General features: G+C 60.6%; 26 protein-coding genes. 18 read left to right on the forward strand and 8 right to left on the reverse strand.

All coding sequences use genetic code 11. From position 1 onward, the window contains the following. Positions 1 to 151: 151 nt before the first annotated feature. Both pyrC and rnt read left to right on the forward strand, forming a co-directional pair. On the forward strand, positions 152 to 1198 hold the full coding sequence (gene pyrC, locus LOY50_RS22070; protein ID WP_214509444.1) for a dihydroorotase: 1047 nt from the start codon (positions 152 to 154) through the stop codon (positions 1196 to 1198). Continuing rightward, positions 1195 to 1872, forward strand: coding sequence for a ribonuclease T (rnt, locus tag LOY50_RS22075; RefSeq protein ID WP_253477505.1), 678 nt, complete (start codon positions 1195 to 1197; stop codon positions 1870 to 1872). The genes pyrC and rnt overlap by 4 nt, the downstream gene beginning before the upstream one ends. A 213-nt stretch (positions 1873 to 2085) precedes the next feature. On the opposite strand, the gene LOY50_RS22080 is transcribed toward rnt, so the two are convergent. Further along, positions 2086 to 2688: a peroxiredoxin gene (locus tag LOY50_RS22080; protein WP_003204949.1), complete on the reverse strand. Its 603-nt coding sequence runs from the start codon at positions 2686 to 2688 to the stop codon at positions 2086 to 2088. A 313-nt stretch (positions 2689 to 3001) separates the two neighbouring features. Between LOY50_RS22080 and LOY50_RS22085 the strand changes: the two genes are divergently transcribed. Together LOY50_RS22085 and bfr are read left to right on the forward strand one after the other, a co-directional pair. Next, complete coding sequence (locus LOY50_RS22085; RefSeq protein ID WP_003178704.1) at positions 3002 to 3220, forward strand: bacterioferritin-associated ferredoxin; 219 nt, start codon at positions 3002 to 3004, stop codon at positions 3218 to 3220. A gap of 208 nt (positions 3221 to 3428) precedes the next feature. Then, entirely contained in the window at positions 3429 to 3902 is a 474-nt protein-coding gene (gene bfr / locus LOY50_RS22090; RefSeq protein WP_018614169.1) for a bacterioferritin, read from the forward strand. Positions 3903 to 4102: 200 nt separating this feature from the next. On the opposite strand, the gene grxD is transcribed toward bfr, so the two are convergent. From grxD to LOY50_RS22105, 3 genes are all read right to left on the reverse strand, one after another. Beyond that, a complete protein-coding gene (grxD, locus tag LOY50_RS22095; protein WP_018614171.1) occupies positions 4103 to 4444 on the reverse strand; it encodes a Grx4 family monothiol glutaredoxin in 342 nt (113 codons plus the stop codon). 89 nt (positions 4445 to 4533) lie between these two features. Then, the gene (locus tag LOY50_RS22100; RefSeq protein WP_214509441.1) at positions 4534 to 6642 is read right to left on the reverse strand and encodes a molybdopterin oxidoreductase family protein; all 2109 of its coding nucleotides are present in this window, start codon (positions 6640 to 6642) and stop codon (positions 4534 to 4536) included. Between the two features lie 131 nt (positions 6643 to 6773). Beyond that, positions 6774 to 7061, reverse strand: coding sequence for a hypothetical protein (locus LOY50_RS22105; RefSeq protein WP_072348410.1), 288 nt, complete (start codon positions 7059 to 7061; stop codon positions 6774 to 6776). Between the two features lie 403 nt (positions 7062 to 7464). Here LOY50_RS22105 and argF point away from each other — a divergent pair, with 403 nt between their 5' ends. Both argF and LOY50_RS22115 read left to right on the forward strand, forming a co-directional pair. Further along, on the forward strand, positions 7465 to 8385 hold the full coding sequence (argF, locus tag LOY50_RS22110) for an ornithine carbamoyltransferase (protein WP_214509440.1): 921 nt from the start codon (positions 7465 to 7467) through the stop codon (positions 8383 to 8385). Then, a complete protein-coding gene (locus tag LOY50_RS22115) occupies positions 8382 to 9485 on the forward strand; it encodes an ABC transporter ATP-binding protein (protein WP_253477523.1) in 1104 nt (367 codons plus the stop codon). Before argF ends, LOY50_RS22115 begins: the two co-directional genes overlap by 4 nt. Before the next feature lie 126 nt (positions 9486 to 9611). Here LOY50_RS22115 and LOY50_RS22120 read toward each other — a convergent pair whose 3' ends face one another. Both LOY50_RS22120 and ybaK read right to left on the reverse strand, forming a co-directional pair. Then, positions 9612 to 10394 (reverse strand): PhzF family phenazine biosynthesis protein, encoded by a 783-nt coding sequence (locus LOY50_RS22120; protein ID WP_258689192.1) that lies wholly within the window; start codon positions 10392 to 10394, stop codon positions 9612 to 9614. 178 nt (positions 10395 to 10572) lie between these two features. Further along, positions 10573 to 11043, reverse strand: a complete 471-nt coding sequence (gene ybaK / locus LOY50_RS22125) for a Cys-tRNA(Pro) deacylase (protein ID WP_053124560.1) — start codon at positions 11041 to 11043, stop codon at positions 10573 to 10575. 322 nt (positions 11044 to 11365) lie between these two features. On the opposite strand from ybaK, the gene LOY50_RS22130 reads away from it, so the two are divergent. From LOY50_RS22130 to LOY50_RS22180, 11 genes are all read left to right on the forward strand, one after another. After that, positions 11366 to 12217: an MIP/aquaporin family protein gene (locus tag LOY50_RS22130; RefSeq protein WP_258689193.1), complete on the forward strand. Its 852-nt coding sequence runs from the start codon at positions 11366 to 11368 to the stop codon at positions 12215 to 12217. A 76-nt stretch (positions 12218 to 12293) separates the two neighbouring features. Beyond that, on the forward strand, positions 12294 to 13799 hold the full coding sequence (gene glpK, locus LOY50_RS22135) for a glycerol kinase GlpK (protein ID WP_057452514.1): 1506 nt from the start codon (positions 12294 to 12296) through the stop codon (positions 13797 to 13799). 85 nt (positions 13800 to 13884) lie between these two features. Continuing rightward, a complete protein-coding gene (locus LOY50_RS22140) occupies positions 13885 to 14640 on the forward strand; it encodes a DeoR/GlpR family transcriptional regulator (protein WP_003204973.1) in 756 nt (251 codons plus the stop codon). Positions 14641 to 14947: 307 nt separating this feature from the next. After that, positions 14948 to 16486 (forward strand): glycerol-3-phosphate dehydrogenase, encoded by a 1539-nt coding sequence (gene glpD / locus LOY50_RS22145; RefSeq protein ID WP_258689196.1) that lies wholly within the window; start codon positions 14948 to 14950, stop codon positions 16484 to 16486. A 447-nt stretch (positions 16487 to 16933) separates the two neighbouring features. After that, positions 16934 to 17848 (forward strand): glutamate/aspartate ABC transporter substrate-binding protein, encoded by a 915-nt coding sequence (locus LOY50_RS22150; RefSeq protein WP_253477535.1) that lies wholly within the window; start codon positions 16934 to 16936, stop codon positions 17846 to 17848. Between the two features lie 190 nt (positions 17849 to 18038). Next, positions 18039 to 18785, forward strand: coding sequence for an amino acid ABC transporter permease (locus LOY50_RS22155; protein ID WP_212799251.1), 747 nt, complete (start codon positions 18039 to 18041; stop codon positions 18783 to 18785). Next, positions 18785 to 19456 carry an amino acid ABC transporter permease gene (locus tag LOY50_RS22160; protein ID WP_214509434.1) on the forward strand — a complete coding sequence of 224 codons (672 nt, stop codon included), beginning with the start codon at positions 18785 to 18787 and terminating at the stop codon, positions 19454 to 19456. The genes LOY50_RS22155 and LOY50_RS22160 overlap by 1 nt, the downstream gene beginning before the upstream one ends. Then, the gene (locus LOY50_RS22165; protein WP_003204983.1) at positions 19453 to 20187 is read left to right on the forward strand and encodes an amino acid ABC transporter ATP-binding protein; all 735 of its coding nucleotides are present in this window, start codon (positions 19453 to 19455) and stop codon (positions 20185 to 20187) included. The genes LOY50_RS22160 and LOY50_RS22165 overlap by 4 nt, the downstream gene beginning before the upstream one ends. Before the next feature lie 162 nt (positions 20188 to 20349). Then, complete coding sequence (locus LOY50_RS22170) at positions 20350 to 22254, forward strand: sensor histidine kinase (RefSeq protein ID WP_253477538.1); 1905 nt, start codon at positions 20350 to 20352, stop codon at positions 22252 to 22254. After that, entirely contained in the window at positions 22251 to 23579 is a 1329-nt protein-coding gene (locus tag LOY50_RS22175; protein WP_258689199.1) for a sigma-54 dependent transcriptional regulator, read from the forward strand. The genes LOY50_RS22170 and LOY50_RS22175 overlap by 4 nt, the downstream gene beginning before the upstream one ends. Before the next feature lie 27 nt (positions 23580 to 23606). Further along, on the forward strand, positions 23607 to 23936 hold the full coding sequence (locus LOY50_RS22180) for a GlpM family protein (RefSeq protein ID WP_186007470.1): 330 nt from the start codon (positions 23607 to 23609) through the stop codon (positions 23934 to 23936). A 132-nt stretch (positions 23937 to 24068) separates the two neighbouring features. Here the strand turns inward: LOY50_RS22180 and LOY50_RS22185 are convergent, their stop codons facing one another. Both LOY50_RS22185 and LOY50_RS22190 read right to left on the reverse strand, forming a co-directional pair. Then, positions 24069 to 24683 (reverse strand): NAD(P)-dependent oxidoreductase, encoded by a 615-nt coding sequence (locus LOY50_RS22185; RefSeq protein ID WP_253477541.1) that lies wholly within the window; start codon positions 24681 to 24683, stop codon positions 24069 to 24071. Between the two features lie 133 nt (positions 24684 to 24816). Then, positions 24817 to 25695 carry an MBL fold metallo-hydrolase gene (locus LOY50_RS22190; protein WP_003204993.1) on the reverse strand — a complete coding sequence of 293 codons (879 nt, stop codon included), beginning with the start codon at positions 25693 to 25695 and terminating at the stop codon, positions 24817 to 24819. 114 nt (positions 25696 to 25809) lie between these two features. On the opposite strand from LOY50_RS22190, the gene LOY50_RS22195 reads away from it, so the two are divergent. Beyond that, positions 25810 to 26715 carry a LysR family transcriptional regulator gene (locus LOY50_RS22195; RefSeq protein ID WP_253477544.1) on the forward strand — a complete coding sequence of 302 codons (906 nt, stop codon included), beginning with the start codon at positions 25810 to 25812 and terminating at the stop codon, positions 26713 to 26715. The last annotated feature ends 44 nt before the right edge of the window (positions 26716 to 26759 follow it).

The following is a 26759-nucleotide window of genomic DNA, read 5'->3' on the forward strand; positions in this document are numbered from 1 at the left end:
CCGAGGGCATGACGCCTGTCCGGCGCACTGCACGGATTCGTGGCACACCTGTAGGAGCTATCGGTAAGTTGTGCCAGAACTTGATAGCGGGTGCCTGAATCGGTCTTTTCCGGTAGCATTCCCACAGTTTGACCCGCCTGGAAGCCCCCCAATGTCCGACCGCCTGACCCTGCTGCGTCCCGACGACTGGCATATTCATCTTCGCGATGGTGCTGTGTTGACCCATACCGTCGCCGATGTCGCGCGCACCTTCGGGCGCGCAATCATCATGCCTAACCTGGTTCCGCCAGTGCGCAACGCCGCCGAGGCCGACGGCTATCGCCAGCGCATCCTCGCCGCACGCCCTGCTGGCAGCCGCTTCGAACCGTTGATGGTGCTTTACCTCACCGACCGCACCCAGCCCGAAGAAATCCGCGAGGCCAAGGCCAGCGGCTTCGTCCATGCCGCCAAGCTGTACCCGGCCGGTGCCACCACCAACTCCGATTCCGGCGTCACCAGCATCGACAAGATCTTCCCGGCGCTGGAGGCCATGGCCGAAGTCGGCATGCCGTTGTTGATCCATGGTGAAGTCACCCGGGGCGACGTCGACGTGTTCGACCGCGAGAAAATCTTCATCGACGAGCACATGCGCCGCGTCGTGGAGCGCTTCCCGACCCTCAAGGTGGTGTTCGAACACATCACCACCGGCGATGCCGTACAGTTCGTCAACGAGGCCCCGGCCAACGTCGGCGCGACCATTACCGCCCATCACCTGCTGTACAACCGCAACCACATGCTGGTGGGCGGGATCCGGCCGCACTTCTATTGCCTGCCGATCCTCAAGCGCAATACCCACCAGGAAGCCTTGCTGGACGCCGCCACCAGCGGCAGCGCCAAGTTTTTCCTCGGCACCGACTCGGCACCCCACGCCCAGCACGCCAAGGAAGCGGCCTGCGGTTGCGCCGGTTGCTACACCGCCTATGCCGCCATCGAGATGTACGCCGAAGCCTTCGAACAGCGCAACGCGCTGGACAAACTCGAAGGCTTCGCCAGCCTGCATGGCCCACGTTTCTATGGCCTGCCGGTGAACACCGATCGTATTACCCTGGTCCGTGACGAATGGACCGCCCCCGCCAGCCTGCCTTTCGGCGATCTGGCTGTCATCCCGCTGCGCGCCGGTGAAAAACTGCGCTGGCGCCTGCTGGAGGAAAACGTGTGAGTGAAGATCATTTCGACGACGAACAGGACGGCAACGGTGGTTCGGGCGGCGCCCGTCACCCTATGGCTGCTCGGTTCCGTGGCTACCTGCCGGTCGTCGTCGACGTAGAAACCGGCGGCTTCAACTCCGCCACCGACGCCTTGCTGGAAATCGCCGCGACCACCATTGGCATGGACGAAAAAGGCTTTGTGTTCCCTGACCACACCTACTTCTTCCGTGTCGAGCCGTTCGAAGGCGCCAACGTCGAAGCCGCGGCCCTGGAGTTCACCGGGATCAAGCTCGACCACCCGTTGCGCATGGCAGTCAGCGAAGAAACGGCCCTGACCGACATCTTCCGTGGCGTGCGCAAGGCGCTCAAGGCCAACGGTTGCAAGCGAGCGATCCTGGTCGGCCACAACAGCAGCTTCGACCTGGGCTTCCTCAACGCCGCCGTCGCGCGCCTGGACATGAAGCGCAACCCGTTCCACCCGTTCTCCAGCTTCGACACCGCGACCCTGGCTGGCCTGGCGTACGGCCAGACCGTCCTGGCCAAGGCGTGCCAGGCCGCCGACATCGATTTCGATGGCCGTGAAGCCCACTCGGCCCGCTACGACACCGAGAAGACCGCCGAGCTGTTCTGCGGCATCGTCAACCGGTGGAAAGAAATGGGTGGCTGGCAGGATTTCGACGACTGACTAGTAGAGCCATTGTGGCGGCCCGTGGGAGCAAAGCTTGCTCGCGACACAGGCGACTCGGTTTTTGAAGACCGCATCGCTGCCATCGCGGGCAAGCCTTGCTCCCACAGATAAATCACCTCGCCATAAGGTTCTGTGTTTCAGTCGATAACGTTGAAACACCCATAAAAAAACCGGCCCATCATGGGCCGGTTTTTTTATGCCTCGGTGCGCTTACAGCTTGTCGCTGTGCTCGCCCAGGTAAGCGGCAACGCCTTCAGGCGAAGCGGTCATGCCCTTGTCGCCTTTTTTCCAGTTGGCCGGGCAGACTTCGCCGTGCTCTTCGTGGAATTGCAGCGCGTCGACCAGACGGATCAGTTCTTCCATGTTACGGCCCAGTGGCAGGTCGTTGATGATCTGCGAACGGACAACGCCTTTGTCGTCGATCAGGAACGCGCCACGGAAGGCCACGCCGCCTTCGGATTCAACGTCATAGGCCTTGGCGATTTCGTGCTTCATGTCGGCAGCCATGGTGTATTTCACCTGACCGATACCGCCATTGTTGATCGGGGTGTTGCGCCAGGCGTTGTGGGTGAAGTGCGAGTCGATCGAAACAGCGACCACTTCGACGTTGCGCGCCTTGAAATCATCCATGCGGTGATCCAGTGCGATCAGCTCGGACGGGCAGACGAAGGTGAAGTCCAGTGGATAGAAGAACACCAGGCCGTATTTGCCTTTGATGGCCGAGGACAGGGTGAAGCTGTCGACGATTTCGCCGTTGCCGAGGACGGCTGGAACGGTGAAGTCTGGGGCTTGTTTGCCTACGAGTACGCTCATTGGATATCTCCTGATGTAATAGCGTGAAAACAAGGTCCGGGCCAGCCTGCCACCCTCAGGCGACAGCCCTGTGACACGAACCCGCTTGCAAGGGCCGATCATCATACACCGCGCATTTGGACTGTCTTCAACGGTTTTTCGGTGGCATCGAAAAATCGCCGTCCGGTTTCATGCCGCATCAGTCGTCCTGGATAAACCGTTCGTCAGCCCGGCAACGCTCTGGCGCAAGACCTTGAGAAACCACTTTGACAATCATTCTCGTTAACATTAAGATCCGTCTCAATTGAGTCACAACCAGCGACGGTTCTCACTTATGTATGTATGCCTCTGCACTGGCGTCACCGACGGGCAAATCCGCGAAGCGATCTACGAAGGTTGCTGCAGCTATCGCGAAGTCCGCCAGGCCACCGGCGTAGCCAGCCAATGCGGAAAATGTGCTTGCCTGGCCAAGGAAGTGGTTCGTGAAACCCTCGCCAAAGTGCAAACGGCACAGGCCTCGATCCCCTACCCGGTAGAATTTACCGCCGCGTAATAACGCGTAATAAATAGTTTTCAAGGAACCGGACCCAGTGTCCGGTTTTTTTATGCCTGCAAATCAAATGCTTAGCGTCCAGACGCGGAACACAAACATTCTTATTCCGATTAATTTTCATTTATTATTCAATAACTTAGGTTTGACACTCGTAAATGCGCGGCTCAAACTCTGCCTTATACACAGCTATTACAGGGCAGGCCTCATCATGAAAGGCGACATTACAGTCATCCAGCATCTCAACAAGATCCTTGCCAATGAGCTGGTCGCGATCAACCAATACTTCCTGCATGCGCGCATGTACGAGGATTGGGGCCTGAACAAGCTGGGCAAGCACGAGTACCACGAATCCATCGACGAGATGAAGCACGCGGACAAGCTGATCAAGCGCATCCTGTTCCTCGAAGGCCTGCCGAACGTCCAGGACCTGGGCAAGCTGCACATCGGCGAACACACCCGCGAGATGCTTGAGTGCGACCTGAAAATCGAGCGCGAAGGCCACAAGGACCTGAAAGTCGCCATCGCCCATTGCGAAAGCGTTGGTGACTTCGGCAGCCGTGAACTGCTGGAAGACATTCTCGAGTCCGAGGAAGAACACATCGACTGGCTGGAAACCCAACTGGGCCTGATCGACAAAGTCGGTCTTGAGAACTACCTGCAATCGCAGATGGGTGAAGAGTAAGTTTCTCCGAAAGCAAGCCACTAAAAAGCCCCGCCCTCTTTCGAGAGGCGGGGCTTTTTATTGCCTGGGTTTCCAGGCCCACCTAAATCCACTGTGGGAGCGAGCTTGCTCGCGATAGCGGTGGATCAGGTAAGAAATACTGACTGACCTACCGCTATCGCGAGCAAGCTCGCTCCCACATGGTTTCATACATCCATGAATCAGGCTTCGGTCTTGTTCGCCGCTGCTGCTTCCACAGCTGCCTTGATCGTGGCCTGCAGAGAGCCGTCAGCGGCCATCTCGGTCATGATGTCGCTACCGCCGATCAGCTCACCACCCACCCACAGCTGTGGGAAGGTTGGCCAGTTGGCGTACTTGGGCAGGTTGGCGCGGATTTCCGGGTTCTGCAGGATGTCCACGTAGGCAAACTTCTCGCCACACGCCATCACAGCCTGAGCAGCCTTGGCCGAGAAACCGCACTGTGGCGCGTTCGGCGAGCCTTTCATGTAAAGCAGGATGGTGTTGTTGGCAATCTGGTCTTTAATCGTTTCGATGATATCCATGGAGCACCTCGGCTTAAAACTTTTGCGACTTAAGTTGTCGACACGGTGACGCATTGTAACGGAAAGCCGAACCTGCTCCAGAGACAATTTTACGCAGCGGCCACCTTCACCGGAACGCCGTTAAGCGCCGCGTTGCCGGACAACTCATCGAGCTGACAATCATCGGTCAGGTCGTTGGCGCTGGAGCCCGGTTGTCCGCTGGCGATGGTCATCTGCACGCCCGGCCGGGCATGACCCCAGCCATGGGGCAGGCTGACCACGCCTTTCATCATGTCCAGGCTGCCCAGCACCTCGACTTCGATGACGCCCACCCGCGAACTGACCGTCACGCGCTGCCCGTCCTCAAGACCGCGACTGGCGAGGTCATCCGGGTGCATCAGCAACTGATGACGTGGCTTGCCCTTCACCAGTCGATGAAAATTATGCATCCAGGAGTTGTTGCTGCGCACATGGCGGCGGCCAATCATCAGCAACTCGTCCGGTTTTGGCGCCTGCAACGCGGCAAAGCGCACAAGGTCGGCAAGAATCACCGCTGGCGCGGCCTGCACACGTTGGTTTTCGGTTTTCAGGCGTGCTGCCAGGTTGGGCTTGAGCGCACCGAGGTCGATGCCATGGGGATGATCGAACAGGGTCGTCAGGGACAGCTTGTGCGGCGAGGCGTCGCCATACGCCCCGCTACGCAGGCCAAAATCGATCATCTGCGCCGGCGGCATGGTCGGCTTGAGTTCCTTGCCGGTTCGGGCGGCAAAGGCCTTGGCCAGGCCGACGAAGATTTCCCAATCGTGCAGCGCACCCTCGGGCTTGGGCAGGATCGCCCGGTTGAAACGGGTCACGTTGCGCACCGCGAACAGGTTGAACGTGGTGTCGTAATGATCGTTCTCCAGGGCCGAGGTCGAGGGCAGGATCAGGTCGGCGTAACGTGTGGTTTCGTTGATGTACAAATCGAGGCTGACCATGAACTCCAGCCCGTCCAGGGCCTGTTCCAGTTGCCGCCCGTTGGGTGTGGACAACACCGGGTTGCCGGCCACGGTGACCAGCGCACGAATCTGGCCTTCACCCTCGGTGAGCATCTCCTCGGCCAGGGCCGACACCGGCAACTCCCCTGAGTACTCGGGACGCCCGGACACCCGGCTCTGCCAACGGTTGAAATGCCCGCCCGAGGTGGTAGCGACCAGGTCCACCGCCGGCTCGGTGCACAGCGCCCCGCCCACCCGATCAAGATTGCCGGTGACCAGGTTGATCACCTGGATCAGCCAATGGCACAGCGTGCCAAACGCCTGGGTCGAGACCCCCATTCGCCCGTAGCACACCGCTGACGGCGCGGCGGCGAAGTCCCGGGCCAATTGCCGGATCTGCGCTGCCGGCACCGCACAGAGCGGGCTCATGGCTTCAGCCGTGAACGTGGCAACGGCCTCGCGCACCTCGTCCAGGCCGTCCACCGGCAGGTGGCTGTCACGGGTCAGGCCTTCGCTGAACAATGTATTGAGCAAACCCGACAGCAGCGCAGCATCACCACCGGGGCGTACAAAGACGTGCTGGTTGGCAATGGCCGCCGTTTCGCTGCGGCGCGGATCGACCACCACCACCTTGCCGCCACGGGCCTGGATCGCCTTGAGGCGCTTTTCCACGTCCGGCACTGTCATGATGCTGCCGTTGGAAGCCAGCGGGTTGCCGCCCAGGATCAGCATGAAGTCGGTGTGGTCGATGTCCGGAATCGGCAGCAGCAGGCCGTGGCCATACATCAAGTAGCTGGTCAGGTGATGGGGCAGTTGGTCCACCGAAGTCGCCGAGAAACGGCTGCGGGTTTTCAACAGGCCCAGGAAATAGTTGCTGTGGGTCATCAGCCCATAGTTATGCACGCTGGGGTTGCCCTGGTAGACCGCCACCGCGTTCTGGCCGTGGCGCGCCTGGATATCCGCCAGGCGCTCGGCCACCAACGCGAAGGCGTCGTCCCAGGCAATGGGTTGCCATTCATTGCCAACGCGCTGCATGGGCTGGCGCAGCCGGTCTGGGTCGTTCTGGATATCTTGCAGGGCCACCGCCTTCGGGCAGATGTGACCGCGGCTGAAGGTGTCCAGCGCATCGCCCTTGATCGAGGTGATCGCCAGGCCCTGGCCGTCGGTTTCGGTGGTTTCGAGGGTCAAGCCGCAGATGGCTTCACACAGGTGGCAAGCACGGTGGTGGAGAGTCTTGGTCATGGCCAGTCTCTGTTTTATTCGTGGCGGGCGCTTTCGGCCGCGGGAACAAAACTATGGCGCGTGATTCCCGGCAGCGCCAGCGACGTTCGTCCTGTGAATTGCCGGGCATCAGGCCCACCGATGAGAGGGCGTCAAGGCTGATCGGAAGGCGGTGCCAGCATCTGGATTTCTTCGACGGTTTCCACCTGCTCCTGGGCAATGGGCACACCCGTGAGCTCGCCAATAAGCCGCCAATGCTCGTCGAGGCCGCTGCTGATAGTGGCCATGCGGTCGATCATCCGACGGCCCGCAGCCTTGGTCACCTCATCATCGCTGCGCAGCAATTCGAATGACATGGAAGTCACCGAAGCCGTCAGGTGCGTCAGCGAGCGTGCAGTCAGCCCCAGCAATTCCATCAATTGTTGCTCTTTCGAATCCATTTCGGGCTCCTGTGCCGCTGAGGCTCATTTATAACCCAGGCCTTTGCATTAGGAAATGTTTCACAGCCACCAGCAGACAGGCGAAAGGCTGGGATGCCACGGCGCAAACCGACTCTCATCCATGGCACGCCCGCCGCGCTTGATTGCCAAGCCAAGCAACGCCAGTGTACAAATGGGTCGCTGCTGTCAGGAAACCGGCCACAAATATGCCATCGCATTCGCGTGATGGCCTCGCTGAAATCCCCAAAAACCGTAGCCCTATTGGTAAGACGCGACATTTAATTATAAGATCGCGCCTTCCCCTATTTCGTCGCCCCGTGCGGCTTTTGCCGCAGGTCTCGCCCGTTTTTTGAATAAACAAGGCTTTGAGCATCTGCGGTCAGTTACAAAAAGGTAGTCAATCATGAGCGCAAGGCACTTTCTCTCCCTGATGGATTTCACGCCCGATGAGTTGCTCGGCGTGATCCGTCGAGGCGTGGAGCTCAAGGACCTGCGTAACCGCGGCGTACTGTTCGAGCCCTTGAAAAACCGCGTGCTGGGGATGATCTTCGAGAAGTCATCGACCCGCACCCGCATCTCTTTCGAAGCCGGCATGATCCAACTGGGCGGCCAGGCGATCTTCCTGTCGCCCCGCGACACCCAACTGGGCCGCGGCGAACCCATCAGCGATTGCGCCATCGTCATGTCGAGCATGCTGGACGCGATGATGATCCGTACCTTTGCCCACAGCACCCTGACCGAGTTCGCGGCCCATTCCCGCGTACCGGTGATCAACGGCCTGTCCGACGACCTGCACCCTTGCCAGTTGCTGGCCGACATGCAGACCTTCCTCGAGCACCGTGGCTCGATCCAGGGCAAGACCGTGGCCTGGATCGGCGATGGCAACAACATGTGCAACAGCTATATAGAAGCGGCGCTGCAGTTCGACTTCCAACTGCGCGTTGCCTGCCCCGAAGGTTTTGACCCCAATGCCGAGTTGCTGGCCAAGGCCGGGGACCGGGTGACCATCGTGCGTGATCCCAAACAGGCCGTGGCCGGTGCGCACCTGGTGAGCACTGACGTCTGGACCTCCATGGGCCAGGAAGAAGAAACCGCCAAGCGCCTCGAGTTGTTCGCGCCGCTGCAGGTCAACCGGGCCTTGCTCGACCTGGCGGATGCCGAGGTGCTGTTCATGCACTGCCTGCCGGCCCACCGTGGCGAGGAGATCAGTTTCGATTTGCTGGACGATCCGCGCTCGGTGGCCTGGGACCAGGCAGAAAATCGACTTCACGCGCAAAAGGCACTGCTCGAGTTCCTTGTCGAGCCGGCGTATCACCACGCATGAGCCATTCGCTGCTGCTGAATTTGCATGACCTGGCCTGCGGCTACCAAAACCAGCGGGTCGTGCAGAACCTCAACCTGCACCTCAATGCCGGCGATATCGGTTGCCTGCTCGGTTCGTCCGGGTGCGGCAAGACCACCACGTTGCGTGCCATCGCCGGCTTCGAACCAGTGCACGAGGGTGAAATCCAACTGGCAGGGGAAACCATTTCCCGCGCCGGTTTCACCCTCGCCCCGGAAAAACGCCGTATCGGCATGGTGTTCCAGGACTATGCCCTGTTTCCCCACCTGAGCGTGGCCGAGAACATCGCCTTTGGCATTCGCAAGCATCCGGACAAGGATCGCGTCGTCGAAGAGTTGCTGGAACTGGTCAACCTGAAGCACCTGGGCAAGCGCTTTCCCCATGAGTTGTCCGGCGGCCAGCAACAGCGTGTGGCCCTGGCCCGCGCGCTGGCACCAGAACCACAACTGCTGTTGCTCGATGAGCCGTTCTCCAACCTCGATGGCGAGTTGCGACGCAAGCTCAGCCATGAAGTGCGGGATATTCTCAAGGCCCGCGGCACCAGCGCGATCCTGGTCACACACGATCAGGAAGAAGCCTTCGCCGTGAGTGATCATGTCGGGGTATTCAAGGAAGGTCGACTGGAACAGTGGGACACGCCCTACAACCTGTATCACGAACCGCTGACACCATTCGTCGCCAGCTTCATTGGCCAGGGCTACTTCATTCGCGGCCGGCTCGACAGCCCGGAATCGGTGCAGACCGAGTTGGGCACCCTGCGCGGTAACCGAGCCTACACCTGGCCCATCGGCGGAGCGGTGGATGTGTTGCTGCGCCCAGACGATATCGTCTATGCACCGGACAGCACGCTCACCGCCAGCATTGTCGGCAAGACCTTCCTGGGCGCTTCAACCTTGTATCGCCTGCAATTGCCCACAGGCGCGCAACTGGAATCGATCTTCCCCAGCCACGCCGACCATCAGCTCGGGGACAGTGTCGGCATCCGCGTGGCGGCTGAACACCTGGTGCTGTTCCAGGCCTCAGGCAGCACCGCGGCGCACATCCCGCCGGTGGACAGCGGTGTGCGGCGCTATAGCCTGTAGGAGCTGACGAGTGGAACGAGGCTGCGATCTTTCCCCAGCCACTTGAATTTCAAGCGAAAGATCAAAAGATCAAAAGATCGCAGGCTTCGCCAGCTCCTACAGGGCGCAAACCAGCGGGGAATGCCATCAACCCAGTATCAACGTCCCACTGGCCACCAACGTCGCATTCCCGCCGATCTTCACCCGCTCACCCTCCAAGCGGCAGAACAACGCCCCGCCCCGGGCCGAGCATTGGTAAGCCGTCAGCCCATGCTTGCCCAAGCGCTTGGACCAATAGGGAATCAGGCTGCAGTGGGTCGAGCCGGTGACTGGATCTTCGTTGATGCCGATCGCCGGGGCAAAATAGCGCGAGACAAAATCATGCTTGCTCCCCGGCGCGGTCACGATAGCGCCGGGCCAAGGCAGCTTTGCCAGGGCCGCCATGTCCGGCTTGCAATCGAGCACCGCTTGCTCCGATTCCAGCACCACGAACAGTTCGTTGGAGCTCAGCACGTCCACCGCTTCGACACCCAAGGCATTCTGGACGGCCAAGGACGCGCCCAACTCGGCAGGCACGACGGCCGGAAAATCCAGCCACAACCGGTCACCCTCGCGCGTAACGCTCAACGAACCGGACTTGCAGATGAAATCCAGTCGTTCGACCGTTTCGTGGTAGACCTCGAACAGTACATAAGCGCTGGCCAACGTGGCGTGCCCGCACAGAGGGACTTCGGTGGCGGGCGTGAACCAGCGGATATGCCAATGCTGGCCTTCACGCACCAGAAACGCGGTTTCAGCCAGGTTATGTTCGGCGGCGATCTTCTGCATCAAGTCATCGGCAAGCCAGCCGTCGAGGCGATAGACCATCGCCGGGTTACCGCCGAACGGCCGGTCACTGAACGCATCGACCTGATGAAACGCAAGCTGCATGGCACTTCTCCTTTTTTTGATGCGCCAGCATGCGGTGCAGCGGCGCAGCTTATCCAGTGACAGATCAGTAGAATTTTCACCCTACAGAGCCGATGAAAACACAGATAAAGCTCAAGCCTTACCCCTGTGGCGAGGGAGCTTGCTCCCGCTTGGCTGCGCAGCAGCCACCCGGCTCTATTCAAGCACGCCCAATATCGGCAAACGCCGCCCCGGTGTGCTCCTTCAATACCGAAGGCGCCAACTCGACTTCCAAGCCGCGCCTTCCCGCACTGACAAACATACTGGCGAGCGGCTGTGCCGAACTGTCGATAAAAGTGCGCAGGCGCTTCTTCTGCCCCAGCGGGCTGATCCCACCCAGTAGATAACCGGTCGAACGCTGCGCAGCGGCTGGGTCGGCCATCTCGACCTTTTTCACCCCGGCGGCATGGGCCAGGCCTTTCAAATCCAGGCTTCCGGCCACGGGCACCACCGCCACCAACAGCTCACCCTTTTCGCTGGCCGCCAACAACGTCTTGAACACCTGCGCCGGATCCAGGCCGAGCTTTTCCGCCGCTTCCAGGCCGTAGGACGCGGCCTTGGGATCGTGTTCATAACTGTGGATACGATGTTCGGCGCGCACTTTCTTAAGCAGATCCAACGCGGGTGTCATGACTGCTCCTGACAAGGAAATGAAAAAAGAGTGGCCGGATTCTAAGCCATCGCCAATGAAAAGGCTTGGGACGGGGTCGCGAGTACCGGTACCCCACCGTCAGTGGAAGAGTCATTCACGCCACGAATAGTTGAAATGTGACCGACGGTTCACTTTCGACCTTTGACACCAGCGTTTCTTGTCTATATTTTTTCGAAACTGAAAGTCATATCGCAGGTCTCAAGCAGCAACCCGAGATCAGGATGGGGATCCTGCCTCGGCGGAGATCGCGCAATCGAGCTTTATCGAAGGCGCAGCAAAACAACAAAAAACCGAGGTTTGAATGACAACTGCTTTACAACAGCCGTCCCTGTCCAGCCAATGCCTGGCTGAATTCCTGGGCACTGCCCTACTGATTTTTTTCGGCACTGGTTGCGTCGCGGCCCTCAAGGTAGCGGGTGCCAGCTTCGGTTTGTGGGAAATCAGCCTCATCTGGGGTGTCGGTGTCAGCATGGCGATCTATCTGAGCGCGGGCATTTCCGGCGCCCATCTCAACCCCGCCGTCAGCATTGCCCTGTGCATTTTCACCGGCTTCGAAAAGCGCAAACTGCCTTTCTATATGCTCTCCCAAGTGGCCGGCGCTTTCTGCGGCGCACTTCTGGTCTACACGCTGTACAGCAACCTATTCTTCGATTTCGAACAGTCTCGGCACATGATTCGAGGCACCGAAGCCAGCCTCGAACTGGCCTCGGTGTTTTCCACCTACCCGCACGCCGCACTGTCCACCGGCCAGGCCTTCCTCGTGGAGGTGATCATCACGGCCATCCTGATGGGAGTGATCATGTCCCTGACCGATGACAACAATGGTTTGCCTCGCGGCCCACTGGCGCCACTGCTGATCGGCCTGTTGATTGCGGTGATCGGCAGCTCCATGGGGCCGCTGACAGGCTTTGCGATGAACCCGGCGCGGGACTTCGGTCCTAAACTGATGACTTTCTTCGCCGGCTGGGGTGAAATTTCCCTCACGGGTGGACGCGACATCCCGTACTTCCTGGTTCCGATTTTTGCCCCGATTGCGGGTGCGTGCCTGGGTGCTGCGGCTTATCGCGGCCTGATTGCCCGCCACCTGCCCAGCGCCATAACTGCTACAAAGGATGCAGAACCGGCCATTGACGGCAAGCCCAGAACATCCTGAAACAGTCGGCGCAGGCTCCTGCCATTCCAGCCTGCACCGTGGCTTCTTCCCTAATTTACGTCCCAAGGCAATCGACATGACCGATATCCAGAACAAGAACTACATCATTGCCCTCGACCAGGGTACGACCAGCTCGCGGGCGATTATCTTCGACCGTGACGCCAACGTGGTCTGCACCGCCCAGCGCGAATTCGCCCAGCATTACCCGCAGGCCGGCTGGGTCGAACATGACCCCATGGAAATCTTCGCCACCCAGAGCGCGGTCATGGTCGAAGCCCTCGCCCAGGCCGGCCTGCACCATGACCAGGTGGCCGCCATCGGCATCACCAACCAGCGTGAAACCACCGTGGTCTGGGACAAGACCACCGGCCGGCCGATCTACAACGCCATCGTCTGGCAATGCCGCCGCAGTACCGAAATCTGCCAGCAGCTCAAGCGCGATGGCCACGAGCAATACATCAGCCAAACCACCGGCCTGGTCACCGACCCGTACTTTTCCGGCACCAAGCTCAAGTGGATCCTGGACAACGTCGAAGGCAGCCGCGAGCGTGCGCGCAACGGTGAACTGCTGTTCGGCACCGTCGACAGCTGGCTGATCTGGAAATTCACCGGCGGCAAGGTCCACGTCACCGACTACACCAACGCCTCGCGCACCATGCTCTTCAACATTCACTCGCTGGAATGGGACGCGAAGATGCTCGACATCCTCGACATCCCCCGCGAAATGCTCCCGCAAGTGAAATCGTCCTCGGAGATCTATGGCCGCACCAAGAGCGGCATCGCCATCGGCGGCATTGCCGGCGACCAGCAGGCGGCGCTTTTCGGCCAGATGTGCGTGGAGCCAGGCCAGGCGAAAAACACCTACGGCACCGGCTGTTTCCTGCTGATGAACACCGGCAGCAAGGCCGTCAAATCCAATCACGGCATGCTCACCACCATCGCCTGTGGCCCGCGCGGCGAAGTTGCCTACGCCCTGGAAGGTGCGGTCTTCAATGGCGGCTCCACGGTCCAGTGGCTGCGCGATGAGCTGAAAATCATCAACGATGCGCTGGATACCGAATACTTTGCCAACAAGGTCAAGGACAGCAACGGTGTGTACCTGGTGCCCGCCTTCACCGGCCTGGGCGCCCCGTATTGGGACCCCTATGCCCGTGGCGCGCTGTTTGGCCTGACCCGTGGCGTACGCGTCGACCACATCATTCGCGCAGCGCTGGAGTCGATTGCCTACCAGACCCGCGACGTACTCGATGCCATGCAGCAGGATTCGGGGGAACGCCTCAAGGCCCTGCGCGTGGACGGTGGCGCGGTGGCAAACAACTTCCTGATGCAGTTCCAGGCCGACATCCTGGGTACCCAGGTCGAGCGCCCGAAAATGCGTGAAACCACCGCCCTGGGTGCTGCGTATTTGGCCGGCCTGGCGTGCGGCTTCTGGGGCAGCCTGGAAGAACTACGCGGCAAAGCGGTGATCGAGCGCGAATTCGAACCGCAACTGGACGAACAGGCGAAGGAAAAACTCTACGCCGGCTGGCAGAAAGCGGTCAGCCGCACCCGCGATTGGGAACCCCATGAAGACGCTGAATAAAGCCTTATAAGGTTCTGAAACTGGTCGGGAGTGGATTCCTGCGGCATCATGGGCAAATTTTGTACGGCAGCCCAAAGGAAGCCCCATGAATCTGCCTCCCCGCCAACAGCAAATCCTCGAACTGGTCCGCGAACGCGGCTATGTCAGCATCGAGGAAATGGCGCAGCTATTCGTCGTCACCCCGCAAACCATTCGCCGCGATATCAACCAACTGGCGGAAGTGAACCTGCTGCGTCGCTACCACGGCGGCGCCGCCTACGATTCAAGCGTGGAAAACACCGCCTACGCCATGCGCGCCGATCAGATGCGCGACGAGAAGCAACGCATCGCCGAAGCCATCGCCGCCCAGATCCCCGATCATGCCTCGCTGTTCATCAACATCGGCACCACCACCGAATCCATTGCCCGGGCGCTGCTCAATCACAACCATCTGAAGGTCATCACCAATAACCTGCACGTGGCTTCGATCCTCAGCGCCAAGGACGACTTCGAAGTCCTGATCGCCGGCGGCAACGTACGGCGTGACGGCGGCGTGGTGGGCCAGGCCAGCGTCGACTTCATCAACCAGTTCAAGGTCGACTTCGCCCTGGTGGGCATCAGCGGGATCGATGAAGACGGCAGCCTGCTAGACTTCGACTACCAGGAAGTGCGGGTTTCCCAAGCCATCATCGCCAACGCCCGACAAGTGCTGCTGGCGGCGGACTCCAGCAAATTCGGGCGCAACGCCATGGTCCGCCTGGGGCCCATCAGCTTGATCGACTGCCTGGTGACCGACCAGCAACCCGTGCCGGCCCTGGCGCAATTGCTGAGCCAGCACAAGATTCGGCTGGAGGTGGTCTGACCACCTCCTCAATACCCTGTGGCAAGGCTGCTGTGGGAGCATGGCTTGCCCGCGATGAAGACGACACAGTTTCTACATAGAACGAGGCGCCTGTTTCGCGAGCAAGCTTTGCTCCCACAAATCCCTCTCGCCAGCGTGCCCAGGCACCTTCTTCCTTACATGTTCGAAAATTTTCCTTTCAGCTTCTCTTGATCAGTATTTTCAATCGAAGTTAACTGGCTGTTGCCGTCTTTATGGGCTAGTATTTTCGCAAATGAACATTTATGTTCGAATTCAAATATTGCGAACAAGAGCCCGAGGCTAGCCGATGCCCACTTCTACCTTGCCTACGCCCCCTCTCGCCGAGGTTTACGACATCGCCGTCATTGGTGGCGGTATCAACGGCGTGGGGATTGCCGCGGACGCTGCCGGTCGCGGTCTTTCGGTGTTCCTTTGCGAAAAGGACGACCTGGCCAGCCACACATCGTCGGCCAGCAGCAAGCTGATCCACGGCGGCCTGCGCTACCTCGAACATTATGAATTTCGCCTGGTGCGCGAAGCGCTGGCCGAGCGCGAAGTGCTGCTGACCAAGGCCCCGCACATCGTCAAGCAAATGCGCTTCGTATTGCCTCACCGCCCGCATCTGCGTCCGGCCTGGATGATCCGCGCCGGCCTGTTCCTCTACGATCACCTGGGCAAGCGTGAGCAGCTCGCCGGCTCCAAAAGCCTGAAGTTCGGTGCCGACAGCGCATTGAAAAGCGAGATCACCAAAGGTTTCGAATATTCCGACTGCTGGGTCGACGATGCGCGGCTGGTGGTACTCAACGCCATGGCCGCCCGGGAAAAAGGCGCACATATCCACACCCGCACGCGCTGCGTGAATGCCCGCCGCAGCAAAGGCCTGTGGCACTTGCACCTGGAACGTGCCGACGGCAGCCTTTTTTCGATCCGCGCCAAGGCACTGGTCAACGCTGCCGGCCCGTGGGTCGCCAAGTTCATTCGCGATGACCTGAAGCTGGAATCGCCCTACGGCATCCGCCTGATCCAGGGCAGCCACCTGATCGTGCCGAAACTCTACGAAGGCGAACATGCGCACATTCTGCAAAACGAAGACCAGCGCATCGTGTTCACCATTCCGTACCTGAACCAGTTCACCCTGATCGGCACGACTGACCGCGAATACACCGGTGACCCGGCCAAAGTGGCGATCACCGAGGGCGAAACCGATTACCTGTTGAAGGTGGTCAATGCCCACTTCAAGAAGCAGATCAGCCGCGACGATATCCTGCACAGCTATTCCGGGGTGCGTCCGCTGTGCAACGACGAATCCGACAACCCATCGGCCGTGACCCGCGACTACACCCTGGCGCTGTCGGGTGGCGGTGAAGAAGCCCCCTTGCTGTCGGTGTTCGGCGGCAAGCTGACCACCTACCGCAAACTGGCCGAATCGGCGATGGCGCAACTGGCCCCGTACTTCACCCAGATGCGTCCGAGCTGGACCGCCGTAGAGGCCCTCCCCGGTGGCGAAAACATGACCACCCCGCAGGCGCTGTGCTCGGCGATCCGCGACAAGTTCGACTGGCTGCCAACCGACATCGCCCGCCGCTGGGCCACCACCTACGGCAGCCGCAGCTGGCGCATGCTCGAAGGCGTGCACAACCTGGGCGACCTGGGTGAGCACATCGGCGCCGGGCTCTATACGCGCGAAGTCGACTACCTGTGCAGCGACGAGTGGGCCGTCGATGCCCAGGACATCCTGTGGCGCCGCAGCAAGCTGGGCTTGTTCACCACCCCGGTCGAGCAGGAGAAACTGCAGCAGTACCTGGACAAGGTCGAGCACAACCGCCGCAAGATCGAAGCGGCCTGAACGCTAGCCCGCTGAACCCAAAGCCCCTGAATCCTGCGATTCAGGGGCTTTTTGCATTCTGCAATACACCGCCGCCCCCTGTGGGAGCGAGCTTGCTCGCGATGAAGCCAGCACATTCAACCTCTATGTGACTGACCCCCCGCTATCGCGAGCAAGCTCGCTCCCACAATGGATTGATGCGGGCCCAAAGCATTCGGTTTTCCGAACACGACCCACCAGTCAGTTCGGCTAACCGGATGAAGCAGGTCGCAAAAAACCTGAAACAAAACATTAATTACCTTTAAAAACAATGCATTACGCAGATATGACTGGCCTGGCACGAGTCATGCTCTACACTCCTGGAGACGAATGCCTGTACGCCGACACAACAGGAGCTGCCAGGCACTTCGAAGTACTCAGGGCCGACAAACCGGCCGAAATAAAAAAAACAATGTCGAGGAAACATCGATGCGTATCGTTCCCCATCTCCTGGGCGCAGCCATGGCTGCCGCTCTGATCAGCACTCCGGTTTTCGCAGCCGAACTGACCGGCACACTGAAAAAGATCAAAGAGTCCGGCGTTGTCACGCTTGGCCATCGCGACGCTTCCATTCCGTTTTCCTACATCGCGGACGCTTCCGGCAAACCGGTTGGCTACTCCCACGATATCCAGATGAAAGTCGTCGAAGCGCTGAAAAAAGACCTGGACCTGCCCAACCTGCAGGTCAAATACAACCTGGTCACCTCGCAAACCCGTATCCCGCTGGTGCAGAACGGCACCGTGGACCTGGAATGCGGCTCCACCACCAACAACGTCGAGCGTCAGCAGCAGGTTGACTTCTCCGTTGGCATTTTCGAAATCGGCACCAAGCTGCTGTCCAAGAAAGATTCCAAGTACAAGGATTTCGACGACCTCAAGGGCAAGAACGTCGTGACCACCGCCGGCACCACGTCCGAGCGCATCCTCAAGGCGATGAACGCCGACAAGCAGATGGGCATGAACGTCATCTCCGCCAAGGACCACGGCGAATCCTTCCAGATGCTGGAATCGGGTCGTGCCGTCGCGTTCATGATGGACGACGCCCTGCTGGCTGGCGAAGCCGCCAAGGCCAAGAAAGCCGATGACTGGGCCGTGACCGGTACCCCACAGTCCTACGAAATCTATGGCTGCATGGTGCGCAAAGGCGACGAGCCGTTCAAAAAGGCTGTCGATGACGCCATCAAGGCCACCTACGCTTCGGGCGAGATCAACAAGATCTACGAAAAATGGTTCATGCAACCTATCCCGCCAAAAGGCCTGAACCTTAACTTCCCGATGAGCGACGAACTCAAGGCACTGATCGCCAAGCCGACCGATAAAGCGGCTGACGACAAGAAATCCTGATTTCTGACTAACCTTATCTCCTGAAGGGGCCCGGCCCTTTCAGGGGATGGTCACTCCCTGCTGGCAAATCTGGAAACACTCGAACCGGTGGCTGTCGAGCCGATCGCGTGTGCCTGGCCTTCAAGTCGGGCGGGAACGGAGTTTCCCCAGGCGGGCATTTGTACATCGAACGATCTGAGGGGAGACCCTAATGAATTACAACTGGGACTGGAGCGTGTTCTTCAAGTCCACCGGCGTGGGCAGCGAGACCTATCTCGACTGGTACGTGTCCGGCCTGGGCTGGACCATCGCCATCGCCGTCGTAGCCTGGATCATCGCCCTGCTGCTGGGCTCGGTGCTAGGCGTCATGCGCACCGTGCCGAACCGGCTGGTGTCTGGCATCGCTACCTGCTACGTGGAACTCTTTCGTAATGTGCCGCTGCTGGTTCAGCTGTTCATCTGGTACTTCCTGGTGCCGGACCTGCTGCCCGCCGATATGCAGGAGTGGTACAAGCAGGACCTGAACCCGACCACCTCGGCCTACCTGAGCGTCGTGGTGTGCCTGGGCCTGTTCACCGCCGCCCGTGTTTGCGAACAGGTGCGTACCGGTATCCAGGCGCTACCGCGCGGCCAGGAATCCGCCGCCCGTGCCATGGGCTTCAAGCTGCCGCAGATCTACTGGAACGTGCTGCTGCCCCAGGCCTACCGGATCATCATTCCGCCGCTTACCTCGGAATTCCTCAACGTCTTCAAGAACTCCTCCGTGGCCTCGCTGATCGGCCTGATGGAATTGCTCGCGCAGACCAAGCAGACCGCCGAGTTCTCCGCCAACCTGTTCGAAGCCTTCACCCTGGCCACGCTGATCTATTTCACCCTGAACATGAGCCTGATGCTGCTCATGCGCATGGTCGAGAAGAAAGTCGCGGTGCCCGGCCTGATCTCCGTGGGGGGTAAATAATGGAACTCGACTTCACTGGCATCATCCCGGCCATTCCCGGTTTGTGGAACGGCATGGTGATGACCCTCAAGCTGATGGCCTTGGGCGTGGTCGGCGGGATCATCCTCGGCACGATCCTGGCGCTGATGCGCCTGTCCCATAACAAGCTGGTCTCCAATATCGCTGGCGCCTACGTCAACTATTTCCGCTCGATCCCGCTGCTGCTGGTGATCACCTGGTTCTACCTGGCGGTACCGTTCGTGCTGCGCTGGATCACCGGCGAAGACACGCCAATCGGGGCATTCGGTTCTTGCATCGTGGCGTTCATGATGTTCGAAGCGGCGTACTTCTGCGAAATCGTCCGGGCCGGCGTGCAGTCGATTCCCAAGGGCCAGATGGGCGCCGCCCAGGCACTGGGCATGAATTACGGCCAGACCATGCGTCTGATCATCCTGCCCCAGGCGTTTCGCAAGATGACCCCGCTGCTGTTGCAACAAAGCATCATCCTGTTTCAGGACACCTCGCTGGTCTACACGGTCGGCCTGGTGGACTTCCTCAATGCTTCGCGGGCCAGTGGTGACATCATCGGCCGCTCCAATGAGTTCCTGATCATCGCAGGTCTCGTGTACTTCACCGTCAGCTTTGCCGCCTCGCAGCTGGTCAAGCGTCTGCAAAAAAGGTTCGCCGTATGATCTCTATCAAGAACATCAACAAGTGGTATGGGGACTTCCAGGTACTGACCAATTGCAGCACCGAGGTCAGCAAGGGTGAGGTGGTGGTGGTGTGCGGGCCGTCGGGTTCGGGCAAGTCCACGTTGATCAAGTGCGTGAACGCCCTGGAACCGTTCCAGAAAGGCGACATCGTGGTCGATGGCACGTCCATCGCCGACCCGAAGACCAACCTGCCGAAACTGCGTTCGCGCGTGGGCATGGTGTTCCAGCATTTCGAACTGTTCCCGCACCTGACCATCACCGAAAACCTGACCATCGCGCAGATCAAGGTGCTGGGCCGCAGCAAGGAAGAAGCCACCAAGAAAGGCCTGCAACTGCTTGAGCGGGTCGGCCTCTCGGCCCACGCCCACAAGCACCCGGGCCAGCTCTCCGGCGGCCAGCAGCAGCGCGTGGCGATTGCCCGTGCCCTGGCAATGGACCCGGTGGTGATGCTGTTCGACGAGCCGACCTCGGCCCTCGACCCGGAAATGGTCAACGAAGTGCTCGACGTGATGGTGCAACTGGCCCACGAAGGCATGACCATGATGTGCGTGACCCACGAAATGGGCTTCGCCCGCAAAGTGGCGAACCGGGTGATCTTCATGGACCAGGGCCAGATCATCGAAGACTGCAAGAAAGAAGAGTTCTTCGGCGACATCAGCGCCCGCTCCGAACGCGCGCAGCATTTCCTTGAGAAAATCCTGCAGCACTAAACAACACCGCTCCCCACTGTGGGAGCGAGCTTGCTCGCGATGACTGCCTACGGATCGACCATTGTGTTGCCTGACAGTCCGCTATCGCGAGCAAGCTCGCTCCCACATAGGGATCGGAGTTGGCTTGTCGATTTGTGTAGTGGTTGACCCAAGGCTTCTGTGATGAAATGCGACCCCACCCTCTATCGCGCCGCGCCGCCATCACTCGCCGTGAAACCCCGCCTGATCCGCCATCTGTTCCTGCCGCCACTGGTCATTGCCCTGATGATCGGCCTGGGTTACCTCGGCTTCTGGATCAGCGAGCACTATGGCGTACGCGGCCTCGCCGAGAATGGCGAGCGTCAGTTGGAACTGCACGCCCGTGCGGTCGAGAGCGAGATCAGCAAGTACACCTACCTGCCCAGCCTGCTGGAGCTTGAATCAAGTGTCTCGCAACTGCTCGACGACCCGACGCCCGAGCACCGCAGGACCGTCAATGAATACCTCGAAGGCCTGAACCGTCGCAGCCGCAGCCGGGCCATCTACGTGATGGACACCACCGGCCGGGTGATGGCCACCAGCAACTGGCGCGATGTCGACAGTTACCTGGGCGAAGACCTGTCCTTCCGTGCCTACTTCCAGAATGCCGTACGCGGCCAGCCGGGGCGTTTCTACGGCATCGGCAGCACCAACGGCGAACCCGGCTACTACCTGGCCCATGGCCTGGAGCAACAAGGCAAGATCATCGGCGTCGCCGTGGTCAAGGTGCGCCTCGAAGCCCTGGAGGAGCGCTGGCAGCGTGCGCGGCTGGAGGCGTTCGTCAGTGATGAGAACGGCATCATCATCCTGTCCAGCGACCCGGCGCGGCGGCTCAAGTCGGTTCGCCCCCTGAGCGACGACACCAAGGAACGCCTGGCCCGCAGCCTGCAGTACTACTGGTTCCCGCTCAATGAACTGGTGCCCCTGGCCCGGGAACGCCTGGCCGAAGGCATGGAGAAGCTGACGTTCCCGGCCAACAGCGAACTGGTGTCCGACGAGCGCGCCATCAGCTACTTGTCGCAGACCCGGCCCTTGAGCGATACACCGTGGAATTTCACCCTGCTGACCCCACTTGAAGACCTGCGTCGCCAGGCGATCAACCAAGGCATCCTGGTGGCCGTGGCCTTCGCCCTGGTGGCATTCCTGTTGATCGCCTGGAACGAACGGCGCAAGGTCATCGCCACCCGTCTCGCGGCCCGGGAAGCCTTGCAGCAAGCCAATAACCAGCTCGAGCGTCGGATTACCGAACGCACCACCGACCTGCGCGCCAGCAACGAACGACTCAAGGGCCAGATCCGCGAACGGCGGCAGGCCGAAGAGACCTTGCGCCGGGCCCAGGACGAATTGGTCCAGGCCGGTAAACTGGCGGCCATCGGGCAGATGTCCACCAGCATCGCCCACGAACTCAACCAGCCGCTGGCGGCACTGCGCACCTTGTCCGGCAATACCGTGCGCTTCCTGGAACGCGGCCAGCTGGACATCGCCAGCGCCAACCTCAAGACCATCAACGATTTGATCGACCGCATGGGCCGGATCACCGCCAGCCTGCGCGCCTTTGCCCGGCGTGGGGACGACCAGGGCCAGGCCAGCCTCGGCAAAGGTGTCGAGGCCGCGCTGCAACTGCTGGGCGCTCGTCTTGAAAGCTTGAACATCCAGATTCATTCCAGCTTCGACGACGTCCAGGTGCAAATTGACCAGACGCGCCTGGAGCAGATCCTGGTGAACCTGATCGGCAATGCCCTGGACGCCATGCAGACGCAACCCGAACCGCAGCTGTGGCTCGAAGGCCAGGCCGGCGATGGCAAATATCGCCTGCGCGTGCGGGATAACGGCCACGGTATTGACCCAGAAGCACGCAAGCATCTGTTCGAACCCTTCTTCACCACCAAACCCGGCGAACAAGGCCTGGGCCTGGGCCTGACGCTTTCCGCCAGCCTGGCCGCCGCCACGGGTGGATACCTGGGCGTCGAACACCCGGTCGAGGGCAGTGGAACCACGTTTGTCCTCAGTTTACCGTTGGTAAGCCTATTACCTGCCGAGCCGCTATGAACAACGACCTGAGCGTACTGATCGTCGAAGACGACCCCCATGTCCTGCTGGGCTGCAAGCAGGCGCTGACCCTGGAAGACATTCCCTGCATCGGCGTGGGCAGCGCCGAAGAGGCCCTGGAGCGCGTCGACGATAACTTTGCCGGCATCGTCATCAGCGACATTCGCCTGCCGGGCATCGATGGCCTGGAACTGCTGACCCGCCTCAAGGCGCGGGACCGCAGCTTGCCGGTGGTGCTGATCACGGGCCACGGCGACATCTCCATGGCCGTCGGCGCCATGCAAAAAGGCGCCTATGACTTCATGGAGAAACCCTTCTCCCCTGAACGCCTGGTGGACGTCGCCCGCCGTGCCCTGGAGCAGCGCAGCCTCGCTCGGGAAGTGTCATCGCTGCGTCGGCAATTGGCCGAACGCGATTCCCTGGAAGGCCGGATCATTGGCCGCTCACCCGCCATGCAGCACCTGCGCGCGCTGATCGCCAACGTCGCCGACACCTCGGCCAACGTGCTGATCGAAGGTGAAACCGGCACCGGCAAGGAATTGGTCGCCCGCTGCCTGCATGACTTCAGCCGACGCCACGACAAGCAGTTCGTCGCGCTGAACTGCGGCGGCCTGCCGGAAAACCTGTTCGAAAGCGAGATTTTCGGCCACGAGGCCAATGCCTTTACCGGTGCCGGCAAACGCCGGATCGGCAAGATCGAACACGCCGACGGTGGCACGCTGTTTCTCGACGAAGTGGAAAGCATGCCCCTGCCCTTGCAGATCAAGTTGCTGCGCGTGCTGCAGGAACGCACCCTTGAGCGCCTGGGCTCGAACCAGAGCGTGGCCGTGGATTGCCGGGTGATCGCCGCCACCAAGTCCGACCTGGACGAAATGGGCCGGACCGGGCAGTTCCGCAGCGACTTGTATTACCGCCTCAACGTGGTGACCCTGGAACTGCCGCCACTGCGCGAGCGGCGCGAAGACATCCTGCAACTGTTCAAGCACTTTCTCCAGCAGTCGTCCCTGCGCTTCGACCGCACGGTGCCGGAGTTGGACAACCAGACCCTGTCGAACCTGATGAGCCACGACTGGCCGGGCAACGTACGCGAACTGCGCAACGTCGCCGAGCGTTACGCCCTGGGCCTGCCGGCGTTCAAGCGCTCCGGTGCCAGCGGCGGCAACCAGGGCCTGGCCTTCGCCGAAGCAGTCGAAGCCTTCGAGCGCAACCTGCTGGTGGACGCCCTGCAACGCAGCGGTGGCAACCTGACCCAGGCCAGCCTGGAACTGGGCATGGCCAAGACCACGCTGTTCGACAAAGTCAAAAAGTATGGCTTGAGCCATTAATCAACTGGGCGGGAAACTGTGGATCTGATTTTCAAGGCAGCGCTCGGTGCAGCCGTGGTGGTCATCCTGGCGATGCTGGCCAAGACCAGGAACTATTACATCGCCGGGCTCGTGCCGCTGTTCCCGACCTTCGCCCTGATCGCCCATTACATCGTCGGCAAGGGCCGCTCGGTGGACGACCTGAAGACCACCATCGTGTTTGGGATGTGGTCGATCATTCCGTACTTTGTCTATCTGGCAACGCTGTACGTGATGGTCGACCGCATGCGCCTGGAGGCGTCCCTGGCCGTAGCGGCGGTGGCGTGGCTGATGGCCGCGACGGTGCTGGTCAGCGCCTGGGTAAGCATCCACGGCTAATCCCTGTAGGAGCTGCCGAGCAACGCGAGGCTGCGATCTTTCCTTGGACACTTGAGTTTCTAGCGAAAGATCAAAAGATCGCAGCCTCGCGTTGCTCGACAGCTCCTACACAGTTCCTACACAAACCTGTGATCAATAACCGACGGTAAACCGCGTGCGCGAAAACTGCGGTGTTTCCACTTCATCGATCATCGCGATGGCGTAGTCAGCAAAGCTGATCCAGCTACGCCCGGCATCGTCGAACAGCAGGTGATTCTTGCCGAGGCGAAACTGCTCGGTGCGCTCGGTTTCGACGAACTCTGCCGAAGGCGAAAGGAAGGTCCAGTCCAGGTCTTGCTCCTGGCGCAGTACGTCCAGGAACAATGCTCCGGCGCTGGCTTCGGCCAGGTATTCCTCCGGGAAGCCATCGCTGTCGATCACACGAGAGCCGTCCGGAAGCAACAACGAACCGGCCCCGCCGACCACCAGCAAACGCTTGACCCCAGCGGCTTTCACCGGCGCGATGAGCTTGTCGGCCGGCACGCTGGCAAAGTGGGCCGCGCTGATCACCACATCGTGATCGGTCACCGCCGCCGTCAATGCCTCGCTGTCCAATACATCCAGTTGCTTGCTGACCATCCCGGCCCTTTCACCGATTTTCGCGGTGTTGCGGGCAATGGCCGTCACGCTGTGACCACGGCGCAGGGCTTCTTCCAGCAATTGGCTGCCGGCGCGACCGGTGGCGCCGATGATTGCGATTTTGCTCATGGTGTTCTCCAGTGATTACACATAGGGGCTATTGAAGCTGTGCTCGAAACGGGCATGACAAATCTTTTCGGTATGTACACCGTTGTGGCGAGGGAGCTTGCTCCCTCGCCACAGAAACGCAGAATCAGGGTTGTCACCACTTCATCTCGCCCTTTGCCACCTTGGCACTGAGCTCCAGGGAACTGTCTTCACCCAGGTTCGGGTAGCGTTGCTTCATGGCCGCGATCAGCGCGGCGGAATCCTTGGCCTTGGCGGTTTCTTCATCGAAGGCCTTGATGTAGCCCGCGGTGAATGTCACCGGGGCCAGGGACCGGGCGCTTTCACCCAGGTAGTGGCCCGGGATCACGGTGTTCGGTTGCAGCTTTTCAATACCGGCAAGGGTCGCCAGCCAGTCCTTGTGGGACTGCGGCGTCTGGGTGTCGGCCATCCAGACATGAATGTTCTCGGCCACCACCACACCGCCTACCACGGCCTTGATCGATGGAATCCACACGAAACTGCGGTCCGGCTGTGGGCCATCGAGGCCAACGATCTGCAAGCGCTGGCCTTCCAGGGTCAGGCTATCGCCCTTGAGCACCTGGGGCACGATGGCTTTGGCCGGGGCATCGGTCTTCAGGATCGGCCCCCAATATTTCAGCTTGCCGTCCATGGTCTGCTTGATGTGCGCGACAGTCGGCGCGGACGCCAGCACCTTGGCCTCGGGGAACGCGGCGGTGAGGGTTTCCAGACCAAAATAGTAGTCCGGATCGCCGTGGCTGATGTAGATCGTGGTCAATCGCTTGCCGCTGGCGCGAATTTTTTCCACCACCTGTGCGGCCTGGGTCTTGCCGAACTGGGCGTCCACCAGGATTGCCTCTTTTTCACCGCTGACTAAAACCGAAGTCACCGGAAAAACCGCCGCCGCGCCGGGGTTGTAGACGTCCAGCGTCAGGCCGGCGGCCCAGGTCTGGGCGGTGAAGGCCAGGGCGGCGGTTGCCAACAGCAGGCGCTTGAGTGGGATAAATCCGGTCATGGTGTGCTCCGTTGTCCAAAAACCCGTCAGGGGAATGAGACTGAGCTTAGTGACCTGACTCGTTTCAAAAAATGCGATGATCGAACATAGTTTGTTTCTGAAATCGGGCAGATCATGGATCGTCTACAAGCAATGCGGGTGTTCGTCACGGTGGTGGACCTGGGCAGCCAGTCGGCGGCGGCCGAGCATCTGGACCTGTCGCGGCCGGTGGTGTCGCGGTATCTGGCGGAGCTGGAGGACTGGGTTGGTGCCCGGCTGATGCACCGCACCACCCGCAAACTGAGCCTGACGGCCGCAGGCTCCGAGATCCTGCCGCGGTGCCGGCAGATGCTCGAGCTGTCCGGCGACATGCAAGCCGCCGTCAGCACCCCGGACGACGCGCCACGGGGCATGCTGCGCATCAGCGCCAGCACCTCGTTCGGCCAGGCCCAACTGGCGAGCGCCATGGCCGAATACGTCAAGCGCTACCCAGGGGTGAGCGTCGACCTGCAAATGCTCGACCGCACCGTGAACCTGGTGGATGAGCGCATCGACCTGGCGATCCGCATGAGCAACGACCTGGACCCGAACCTGATTGCCCGTCGCCTCACGGTCTGCCGCTCGGTGATCTGCGCCTCGCCACAGTACCTGCGCGAGCACCCGACACCGCTGCGCGTGGAAGACCTGAGCCGGCACAACTGCCTGACCCACTCCTACGTCGGCAAGAGCCTGTGGCATTTCGAGCAGGACGGCGAGCAGGTCTCGGTGCCGGTGCAAGGTAATATCAGCGCCAACGAAGCCAGCACGTTGCTTCAGGCAACGATAGCCGGTGCCGGCGTGGCCATGCTGCCCAGCTACCAGGCCGGCGCCCACATCAAGAACGGCGAACTGACCCGCCTGCTGCCCCACGCCGAACCCCGCCGGATGAACATGTACGCGGTGTACGCCTCACGCAAACACATGCCGTCGGCACTGCGCAGCCTGCTGGATTTTTTGGTGCTGAAGTTTCCCGAGATGCCGGAGTGGGATGTGGGGTTGTAGCTGCCACTTGTGAACGCCTGTGTGGGAGCGAGCTTGCTCGCGAT

Source organism: Pseudomonas sp. B21-010, from assembly GCF_024749325.1.
Taxonomy (GTDB): domain Bacteria; phylum Pseudomonadota; class Gammaproteobacteria; order Pseudomonadales; family Pseudomonadaceae; genus Aquipseudomonas; species Aquipseudomonas kilonensis.

Coding starts and splice junctions, on each gene's coding strand:
- pyrC (WP_214509444.1), top strand. CDS start 152: ATGTCCGACCGCCTGACCCTGCTGCGTCCCGACGACTGGCATATTCAT.
- LOY50_RS22080 (WP_003204949.1), bottom strand. CDS start 2,688: ATGAGCGTACTCGTAGGCAAACAAGCCCCAGACTTCACCGTTCCAGCC.
- LOY50_RS22085 (WP_003178704.1), top strand. CDS start 3,002: ATGTATGTATGCCTCTGCACTGGCGTCACCGACGGGCAAATCCGCGAA.
- bfr (WP_018614169.1), top strand. CDS start 3,429: ATGAAAGGCGACATTACAGTCATCCAGCATCTCAACAAGATCCTTGCC.
- grxD (WP_018614171.1), bottom strand. CDS start 4,444: ATGGATATCATCGAAACGATTAAAGACCAGATTGCCAACAACACCATC.
- LOY50_RS22100 (WP_214509441.1), bottom strand. CDS start 6,642: ATGACCAAGACTCTCCACCACCGTGCTTGCCACCTGTGTGAAGCCATC.
- LOY50_RS22105 (WP_072348410.1), bottom strand. CDS start 7,061: ATGGATTCGAAAGAGCAACAATTGATGGAATTGCTGGGGCTGACTGCA.
- argF (WP_214509440.1), top strand. CDS start 7,465: ATGAGCGCAAGGCACTTTCTCTCCCTGATGGATTTCACGCCCGATGAG.
- LOY50_RS22115 (WP_253477523.1), top strand. CDS start 8,382: ATGAGCCATTCGCTGCTGCTGAATTTGCATGACCTGGCCTGCGGCTAC.
- LOY50_RS22120 (WP_258689192.1), bottom strand. CDS start 10,394: ATGCAGCTTGCGTTTCATCAGGTCGATGCGTTCAGTGACCGGCCGTTC.
- ybaK (WP_053124560.1), bottom strand. CDS start 11,043: ATGACACCCGCGTTGGATCTGCTTAAGAAAGTGCGCGCCGAACATCGT.
- LOY50_RS22130 (WP_258689193.1), top strand. CDS start 11,366: ATGACAACTGCTTTACAACAGCCGTCCCTGTCCAGCCAATGCCTGGCT.
- glpK (WP_057452514.1), top strand. CDS start 12,294: ATGACCGATATCCAGAACAAGAACTACATCATTGCCCTCGACCAGGGT.
- LOY50_RS22140 (WP_003204973.1), top strand. CDS start 13,885: ATGAATCTGCCTCCCCGCCAACAGCAAATCCTCGAACTGGTCCGCGAA.
- glpD (WP_258689196.1), top strand. CDS start 14,948: ATGCCCACTTCTACCTTGCCTACGCCCCCTCTCGCCGAGGTTTACGAC.
- LOY50_RS22150 (WP_253477535.1), top strand. CDS start 16,934: ATGCGTATCGTTCCCCATCTCCTGGGCGCAGCCATGGCTGCCGCTCTG.
- LOY50_RS22155 (WP_212799251.1), top strand. CDS start 18,039: ATGAATTACAACTGGGACTGGAGCGTGTTCTTCAAGTCCACCGGCGTG.
- LOY50_RS22160 (WP_214509434.1), top strand. CDS start 18,785: ATGGAACTCGACTTCACTGGCATCATCCCGGCCATTCCCGGTTTGTGG.
- LOY50_RS22165 (WP_003204983.1), top strand. CDS start 19,453: ATGATCTCTATCAAGAACATCAACAAGTGGTATGGGGACTTCCAGGTA.
- LOY50_RS22170 (WP_253477538.1), top strand. CDS start 20,350: ATGAAATGCGACCCCACCCTCTATCGCGCCGCGCCGCCATCACTCGCC.
- LOY50_RS22175 (WP_258689199.1), top strand. CDS start 22,251: ATGAACAACGACCTGAGCGTACTGATCGTCGAAGACGACCCCCATGTC.
- LOY50_RS22185 (WP_253477541.1), bottom strand. CDS start 24,683: ATGAGCAAAATCGCAATCATCGGCGCCACCGGTCGCGCCGGCAGCCAA.
- LOY50_RS22190 (WP_003204993.1), bottom strand. CDS start 25,695: ATGACCGGATTTATCCCACTCAAGCGCCTGCTGTTGGCAACCGCCGCC.
- LOY50_RS22195 (WP_253477544.1), top strand. CDS start 25,810: ATGGATCGTCTACAAGCAATGCGGGTGTTCGTCACGGTGGTGGACCTG.